A 7905-nucleotide genomic window follows, 5' to 3' on the forward strand; every position below is an offset into this window, starting at 1 on the left:
AAAGGTTTCATCCTATTTTACCTTTTTTGGTCTACCCCCTTGACAATTTGCACTTTTTCTTAACTTGTCACAAATGATGACGAACTGCCAGATCTAGAGAAATCCAGTAAAGGTAAGGCCGTAGGGATTGATTTGGGGCTGACTCACTTTGCCATCACCTCAGATGGCTCAAAGTTTGACAATCCGAGAGTCTTGAAGAAACGCGCTAAGAATCTAAAACGTAAGCAGCAAAAGCTATCGCGTCAAGTAAAAGGGTCGGGTCGTCGTCTCAAAGCGAAACGGATTGTCGCACGGGTGCATGAAAGAATTGCAAATACCCGTAAAAATTTTCTGCATAAGCTATCGCGCAAAATGGTCAACGACAACCAAGTGATCTGCGTTGAGAACTTAGTGGTGAAGAACATGGTCAAGAATCACAACTTGGCAAAAGCAATTAGCGATGCCAGTTGGGGAACCTTTACCACCATGCTCAAATATAAAGCAGGGGAAGATGGGAAAATCTACGTAGAAGTAGACCGCTTTTTCCCATCTTCAAAGACCTGCTCAGTCTGTCTCAATCGAGTAGGTAGCCTGCCTTTGGGTGTCCGATCGTGGCAGTGTCAACACTGTGAAACGAAGCATGACCGTGATGTAAATGCAGCAATCAATATTCGAGATGAAGGGCTTCGCATTTTAGCGCTGGGAACCAACGCTACTGCCAATGGAGGAAAGGTAAGTCCGAAGGGTGGAAAACGTAAGTCATCCGTCTCTAAGGCGCTTTCCGATGAAGTTGGAAGCCTGCGACCTACCGCCTAAGCGGTTGGTGTAGGTAGTTCACATTGACAAGTTGATGCAAGAACCCTGAGCAGTTTTGCTTACTTCAATTCTGGCTTGAAAAGCTTCTTTCAGGTGGGGCATATGGGTAACGGTGAGAATGCAGGCGAAGTCGGAGGCGATCGCATTAATTGCAGCAATCAGCCGATCGCACCCTTCAGCATCCTGAGTTCCGAATCCCTCATCAATAATCAACATTTGCAAAGCCGTCCCCGCCCGCTGAGACAGCAGTCTCGCCAGCGCCAGCCGAATCGCAAAATTAATCCGAAAAGCTTCACCGCCCGAATAAGTTTCGTAGGCGCGAGTACCGCGAGCATCAGCAATTAAAATGTCTAAAGTATCAATCAATTTAGTTGCTTTTTTAGAAGCAGCAGCCCGCTGAGTAATAAATTGGACGTGCAATTGATTCGCGCTCAATCTCGACAATATCTGATTGGTTTCAGCTTCAAGTTGAGGCAAAACATTTTCAATCATTAAAGCTTGAATGCCGTTTTTACCAAATGCTTGACCCAACTCTTGATAAACTCGCTGCTGGCGTTTAGCAACTTGCATTTGCTCTTTTTGAGCTACTAGCTGAACTTGCAGATTTTCCAGATTTTGCTGCTGCTGCTGAAGGCGTCCGAGACTTCCCAAATGTTGGTCTAGCTGCTGGCGGCGGCGGCTGATTTGCTGTTCGATCGCACTGATGCGGGCTGTGGGATCGGGATGTTCTTGCAATTGCTGGTTCATCGCGGAAGTTTGAGCGCTGACAGCTTGCAAATCTCGATCGCGCACAGCGATGGAATTTGCTATTTCATTAACGCGCTGCTGCACTTGCGGGTACTGCACAGTTGCCGATCGCAATTTTTCGGCGCGGGCGATCCAAAACTGCGATCGGCGCATTTCGCTCCGCACGTGTTCGTGCTGTTCCAAATTATAGCCAATTTCCGCAATGTATCTATCTAAAGATAGAATTTGCTGCTGTATTTCCGAGCTGTTTTTTTGCTGTTCTAACTGTTGCTGTACGGTGGCTAATTGAGTTTGCAAATCCGGGCGGCGGGCATTAATTTTATTCAGTTTCTGCTGAGCGTCTTTGATTTGAGCTTGCTTAATTTCCGCCCACCGCAAGCGCTTTTCATCGCTGCGGGCGAGGGAGTGGCTGCGATCGCTGTAATTGAGCTGTTGCAGTTGCTGTTCGATTTGCTGGAGTTCGCCCAAATCATCGGCTGCATACTCGCCAGTGCGTAACAACCGCTCTATTTCTGCCGCGTCTTGACGCATACTTTGCAGTCGGTTTTCATCTTGACTCAGGCTATCTAATTGTGCTTGTAAATGGCTGCGGCGTTCCCGCAATTCTTGGTAGGGCGCTAATTCCTCTTCTAGTTCGCGGTATTCATGTCTGAGAACTTGAATTTCGCGCTCGGAGACTGCCAACTGTTCCCGCACAACCCACAGTTGGTTCCAGATTTCCTGCTGTTGAGTGTGGTGTTTTGTGACTACTAAATTCCAGTAGTGTTCGTCTAAAGGTCGATCGCACAAAGGACAATTGCCAAAATTTGCATCCCGCACCATTAAATGCGAATTCGATGGCTCGTTTTCCGCAAAATTCGAGGCTTTACCTTCACCTGCGGTTTTTTCTCCTTCATGTTTCCGCAGGAGTTGCAGTTTTTGGTCGATCTCGGCGAGTCTGGTTTGATAGTCGCGGCTTTTGGCTTGCAGGTTTCCGAGAAAGTCGTGCCTTTCTTGACCTTTTTCGCGGACTCGCTGCTGATAAACTCGCTTGTTTTCCAACTGCAAAATTTGATTGGCGATGGCCGAGATTTCCTGCTGTAATTGCGGCTGTCGCTGCTGCTGCTGAACTTGCACCTGTCGGTTGATTTCCTCTAAGCGGGCGGTTAAACCGGCGCGGGCGCGATCGAGCTTTTGTTGCTTTTGCTGCTGCTGTTGTAGCAGCGGGGAAACTTGCAATTGCAGTTGCTCTAGTTCGTTGATGCGCGATCGAACTGCTTGCAACTGTGCGAGTCCTTTGTCAACCTCCGGCTGCTGTTTGAGAATTTCCAGAACATCTTTTTCATCTTGTTCTAAAACCTCTAATTGAGCTTGCAACTGCTGAATTTTGCTTTGCAAAAAGCTCAGTTCTTGCCGCTGCTGTTCTTGCAATTGCTGGCGCTGATTTTGGGCTTGTTGGTTAGCTTTGAATTTGCCAGCCAGACTTTCTTCTGTGGCTTGCAAGCTGTGGAAATACGCGATGCCTGCTGTTATTTCCTTTTCTTGTTCTAGGAGGGCTTGTAGCTCATTTTGCTGCTGTTTGGCTGCGCTGAGTTCTTGCTGCAAGCGGCGGCATTCTTGAGTGATATTGTAGTGCTGTTGCTGGTGGCCGGCGAGGAGTTTTTGCCAAGTTTGACGGTTGTGGTGCTGGAGTTGCAGTTGCTGTAACTCGTTTGTGTCGGCTTGCTGCTGCTGCTGAAGCAAATCGGTTGCTTGCTGCAATTGAGTTTGTTCTGAGGCGAGAGCCTCTTTTTGTTGCAGTTGCTCTTGTACGGTTAGCAAACTCTGTTTGAGCACTTCGACTTGAGCTTTAAATTGTTTGGACGTATCTTTGGCTTGGTCGGATAAAGTATCGTAGGAGTCGAGTTTGAGCAGGTTGGCTAAAACTTGTTTGCGTTCGATCGGCTTTTTGAGCATAAATTCATCAGCTCGCCCTTGCCGCAAATACGCCGAGTTGATGAAAGTAGCGTAATCTAGTTTAATGTGTTCGAGGATTTTTTGCTGAGTTGTTCTCAGCCCCTTGTCTGTGAGCGTGCGAAAATTAAGTTTTTCCTCACTCTCGGCAGAATTCAAGCTGACTTGAAATTCCAAACTTCCCGATTGTCCGCGTCGGCGGTTGCGAATCACCCGGTAGATTTGGCCGCCGGTGGAGAAAGTGAAATCAACGCGCACATCAATTTCGCCGATATGGATGATATCGTCTTCCGTATCGCTGCGGCAACAGCCCCAAAGTGCCCAGGATATGGCTTCTAAGAGGGAGGATTTGCCAGCACCGTTAGGCCCGCAAATGCAAGCGGTGTGCAGGCCGCGAAAGTCTAAAGCAGCTTCGCGATAGCTGAGAAAATTTTTGAGTGTAAGTTGTATAGGAATCATTTAGGCCATCGCGCCATACAATCTATCTATAAATAACACTATTTGTACGCTGTTGCCTAGTTATTCAATCTAGATCCAGAACAATTGTCAGTGCTTCTGCAATTTCTTCCATAATTGTCTCGGACAGGGTTCCGAGTTGTCGGACAAATCTTTGTTGAGAAACGGAACGGACTTGAAAAGTATCGGCGGCGGAGAGTTTCGCCAAGCCATTTTCTGATGTCGGATCGAGCTGCACCATCCAATCAAGCGGGGAAAAAAGATCGTTCCATGCTGTAATTGGAACAATTACTTTGAGGCGCAAATTTCCCACTTCATCATCGCTGACAACCACAACAGGTCTAGTTTTGCCGATTTCATCTCCCACCGTTGGATCTAGTCTGACGAGCCACACTTCGCCCTTACGCATTAGTTTCTACCCCTGCGCTCAGATATTCTTCCTCTGAATCGAAATACGGTTCGCTGTCGGGCGACCACAAATCGTGCAGCGGCCCTCCTGGTTCATACAAAGGAACTGCTGCTTCTGCTGCGGCTCTGAGTCTCCGTTTTCTCTCAACTTTGCGCTGGGCTTTTTCTTCTATTTCTTCGCGCATCATCCGCGAAGCTGTTTCGATGATTTCTAGGCGTTCTTCTGCTGTCAGATTTTTGAGTGCTGCTAAGATTTCTGTTTTGGTCACGGTTTTTTCGGGTGGTTGGTGAGAAAGTACGATCGATCTTATATCTTGCACCATTTTCCATAATCCTTTTTTGGGCTGGTTCTCCTGCCCAACCCCTACTCCACAAGAAAATCTACTCTTTGTGGAACGGGCCGGAGAGCCCGTTCTTTACAAGAATGACGCAATATCTCAGATCGATCGCACCATCATTATATCTTTCACAAAAATCAAGATCGGCGCTCTGTGCTTATGACGCAACCTACATTACCGGTCTGTGCTTGTGGCGTACCCTACATCGCTCGAATTGGCAGATTTTCCATTATCAAAAAGGGTTGACTGTATTCCTACAGCCAACCCCCCACATATTTATTTGTCGTGCGTTTGTTTGCTCAAACAGCAACACTACCGGGCAATATTCGGGAACGTATAGCCGACACCGAGTAACAATCCCACTTCAGCTCCGTCGAGAAAACCAATATTCAGTCCCGCTGTGGCTGTAAAAGTTCTCGACAGTGGCACATCTACACCACCCGAAATCAGGAAGCCAAAATTACTTTTATCACCGGTAGAAAATGCGACGCCAGCACCTGCATAAGGAGCGGCAGTAATCACAAAATCATCGCTGACTTCGACGGCCTCTTGAGATACAAAATCGTAGGTAACGGGAACTAGAACAGTTAAGTTGTCGCGGAACAAAACACTCGGTCTCACCGACAAATTGTTCGTCAAACCGATTTTGCTAATAATCGCAAATGAACCGTCGCCCAAGGCTGTATCTCCGCCAAAACCTAGATTGCCGCCAATGCCGATGTAGCTGGGCCCAGAACGGGTTGCTCGGCCTGGTCGGATTTGAGTTCCTTGAGCTACTTTTTCAGTTGGTTCCGAGACAGTTGCCGGTTTTTCAGCAACTTTCGGTTGGTTTGTCAAAGCTGAGGCGGAAGTGCTGACAGGATTGCTCAACAATTCTTGTGCTGTTTTGACTTCTTTTTCTTCTTTGGTTGCTGTTACTTCCAGATTATTGCTCTGGGCAACAATTGAGGTAGGTCGATCGCTCTTTTTGGCAGTCTCGACTGTTGGCTGCACTTTAACACCATTATCAGCAATTTTAGCGGTTTCTTCCGACTTTTGGGTCTCAGCAGCAAGGGATGTATTTTGCGCTGTTTCTGTCTCAGCAATTTCCGATGTGGCGGTTTCTGATTTTTCGGGTGCAGCCATAGATACTTGCGAGTTGGCTGCCGGTTCAGAGGCTGCTGGCTCTGCCGCTTCTGTTAGTTCGCTCCAACTGATTGAATCAATTTTTTTATTACTAGCCGTTGTTTCTGCGTCGGGTTTAACTGCTGAAGTTGCCGTCGGCTCAGAAATTTGGTCAATATTTTGAGCTGCGATTGTTGCAGTTGTAGCGACATCGGGCAAGTTGCCAGTTTCAGCTTTCGCTGACATGGTACTGCAACAAACAGCTAAAGCTGCAAGATTTATTAACGCAAAAGTAGACTTGGAAAATAGACTATTCATAGAAACTCCTCAATGAAGGGGGTGTTAAAAGTGTAAGTGTTTGAGGGCGAACATCGAGAGCTTTGCTCAAAAAAGACACAAATATGAGTTGTGTTGTTCCTAGATTGCCATTTTACTGTTGAATAGTCAACTCTCAAGCTGATTAGATTCAAGAACGGACGGCGGGTTTAGAGGTTAATTTTAATTTACCGATCGATCGGCAAAAAATCAATCCTAGGGATGATTTCATCCTTAATCCTGTTTAATTGAGGGGTCGATCGCGCGTCTCGCTTGCATTCTACAATACTGTAGTTGGGGGCGCTGCACTCGCAGCCACGCCGAAAAAATCCGGTTTTTGAGGGCGCACCAGCTCGAAACCAAGAGACAACAAGCTTTCAAAACAGTTTTGGCAGCCCCGCCGTCCAAAGCAAGTGCAGTTAATACAACGCGATCGGCTGCTGCACAGTCCATGACAATTAATGTAGAATAATACCACCAATCCGAGAAATATTTGTGGCTCGATCGTGTCAAAATTAGGGAATATTATGAAAATTGTGTAAAGTTTAGTGTTCTATTCGTAAAGTTTAGCCTTCGCTTTCGCTCAGGGTCTGACCATCTCACAACAGCACGCAACTAAACAAGTAAAAAAATACAAAGTATCTCATCTCAACCTGACTTTATGAGCAAAGTTCTAGTGATATTAGGCGAATTGAGCGATCGCGACATCGATTGGATGCTCGCCAACGGCACCCGCACCCAAGTCCTCCCCGGCACAACCCTGATCACCGAAGGTAAGCCCTTAGACGCCCTGTACATAGTTCTGGAGGGAACTTTGAGCGTTTCTGTATCATCTTTGGGCGACAAAGAAATTGGAAAAATTATTTCCGGGGAAGTGTTAGGCGAAATGTCTTTTGTAGACGGGAGGCTTCCTTCTGCTAGCGTCACGGCAATTGAAGAGTGCCTCATCCTGTCAATTCCCCGGCGACTGCTAACTGAAAAACTAGAGCAAGACGTGCTTTTTTCCCTGCGGTTTTATCGGGCGATTACCAAATTTCTGTCGTCGAGACTGCGGGGTACAGTCAAACGCTTCGGCGATGATAGTGATGGTTTAATATATGAAGATCCCGACGGCGAGGACGGGATCCCGCAAAATGTCGAAAATCCAGATTTGGCGGCATCGAGATTTCAATGGCTGTTGGAGCGTTTGAAGGGGAGTTGAAGGAAGAAGGAAGAGGGAAGAAGGAAGAAGGAAGAGGGAAGAAGAGAAAAGAACACCTCTTTTCAATTTCCAATTTCCAATTTCCAATTACAATTACAATTAGAAAACATATTTTTCAGCGACGCGCCAATAGCGAGAAAAACGCTTCAAATCAATGTAACCATCGTAGCGGACAAAGGGTTCGGGTGGCAAAACTTCTACTGGGTGCGATCGCTTAATTTCCCGGCAAATATCCTGAAATCGAGGACTGGGACTTTCGGTAGTTACCACTTGATTAGCGCCGGATTCGATCGCAAAAGCGATAACTTCGGCAGCCACATCGCCCCGCCGAATAACTACCGGCAACTCCAGCAAACATTCGTAAATAAACACCATTCGTTTGAGACTCAACTGCCATTCATCAATGAGCGCATCATCCCAAACCCAGATTGCCGGTGCCTGTGGGTGCGCTTGAAAAGCCGGGCCTTCAGGACTCAAGCAGTCACCGTGCAGCCAAATAATCGGATTGTTCATAAATTAGTAATTGTTAACTGTTGACTGTTGACGGTTGACTGTTGACTGTTGACGGTTGACTGTTGACTGTTGACTGTTGACTGTTGACTGTTGACT

The 7905-nt window shown here is 46.9% G+C and carries 7 protein-coding genes and 1 pseudogene; 2 read left to right on the plus strand and 6 right to left on the minus strand.

Annotated elements, in window-relative coordinates:
• Nucleotides 1-75: 75 nt before the first annotated feature.
• Nucleotides 76-795, plus strand: a pseudogene (locus QUA16_RS34565) (RNA-guided endonuclease TnpB family protein); the annotation flags it as partial.
• 18 nt (nt 796-813) lie between these two features.
• On the opposite strand, the gene QUA16_RS34570 reads toward QUA16_RS34565, so the two are convergent.
• The 5 genes from QUA16_RS34570 to QUA16_RS34590 all read right to left on the minus strand — a co-directional run bounded on the left by QUA16_RS34570 (nt 814) and on the right by QUA16_RS34590 (nt 6608).
• Nucleotides 814-3933 carry an AAA family ATPase gene (locus QUA16_RS34570; protein ID WP_333103908.1) on the minus strand — a complete coding sequence of 1040 codons (3120 nt, stop codon included), beginning with the start codon at nt 3931-3933 and terminating at the stop codon, nt 814-816.
• 64 nt (nt 3934-3997) lie between these two features.
• On the minus strand, nt 3998-4339 hold the full coding sequence (locus QUA16_RS34575; RefSeq protein ID WP_333103909.1) for a type II toxin-antitoxin system PemK/MazF family toxin: 342 nt from the start codon (nt 4337-4339) through the stop codon (nt 3998-4000).
• Complete coding sequence (locus tag QUA16_RS34580; protein WP_333103910.1) at nt 4332-4661, minus strand: hypothetical protein; 330 nt, start codon at nt 4659-4661, stop codon at nt 4332-4334. The genes QUA16_RS34575 and QUA16_RS34580 overlap by 8 nt, the downstream gene beginning before the upstream one ends.
• A 327-nt stretch (nt 4662-4988) precedes the next feature.
• Entirely contained in the window at nt 4989-6098 is a 1110-nt protein-coding gene (locus QUA16_RS34585; RefSeq protein ID WP_333103911.1) for a hypothetical protein, read from the minus strand.
• A gap of 231 nt (nt 6099-6329) precedes the next feature.
• Nucleotides 6330-6608, minus strand: a complete 279-nt coding sequence (locus tag QUA16_RS34590; RefSeq protein ID WP_333103912.1) for a hypothetical protein — start codon at nt 6606-6608, stop codon at nt 6330-6332.
• Between the two features lie 148 nt (nt 6609-6756).
• Between QUA16_RS34590 and QUA16_RS34595 the strand changes: the two genes are divergently transcribed.
• A complete protein-coding gene (locus QUA16_RS34595) occupies nt 6757-7296 on the plus strand; it encodes a cyclic nucleotide-binding domain-containing protein (protein WP_333103913.1) in 540 nt (179 codons plus the stop codon).
• Between the two features lie 99 nt (nt 7297-7395).
• Here the strand turns inward: QUA16_RS34595 and QUA16_RS34600 are convergent, their stop codons facing one another.
• Entirely contained in the window at nt 7396-7809 is a 414-nt protein-coding gene (locus QUA16_RS34600; RefSeq protein ID WP_333103914.1) for a hypothetical protein, read from the minus strand.
• Nucleotides 7810-7905 lie beyond the last annotated feature (96 nt).

This window comes from Microcoleus sp. S13_C3, from assembly GCF_036700905.1.
Classification (GTDB): Bacteria; Cyanobacteriota; Cyanobacteriia; order Cyanobacteriales; family Microcoleaceae; genus Microcoleus.

Coding starts and splice junctions, on each gene's coding strand:
- QUA16_RS34570 (WP_333103908.1), bottom strand. CDS start 3,933: ATGATTCCTATACAACTTACACTCAAAAATTTTCTCAGCTATCGCGAA.
- QUA16_RS34575 (WP_333103909.1), bottom strand. CDS start 4,339: ATGCGTAAGGGCGAAGTGTGGCTCGTCAGACTAGATCCAACGGTGGGA.
- QUA16_RS34580 (WP_333103910.1), bottom strand. CDS start 4,661: ATGGTGCAAGATATAAGATCGATCGTACTTTCTCACCAACCACCCGAA.
- QUA16_RS34585 (WP_333103911.1), bottom strand. CDS start 6,098: ATGAATAGTCTATTTTCCAAGTCTACTTTTGCGTTAATAAATCTTGCA.
- QUA16_RS34595 (WP_333103913.1), top strand. CDS start 6,757: ATGAGCAAAGTTCTAGTGATATTAGGCGAATTGAGCGATCGCGACATC.
- QUA16_RS34600 (WP_333103914.1), bottom strand. CDS start 7,809: ATGAACAATCCGATTATTTGGCTGCACGGTGACTGCTTGAGTCCTGAA.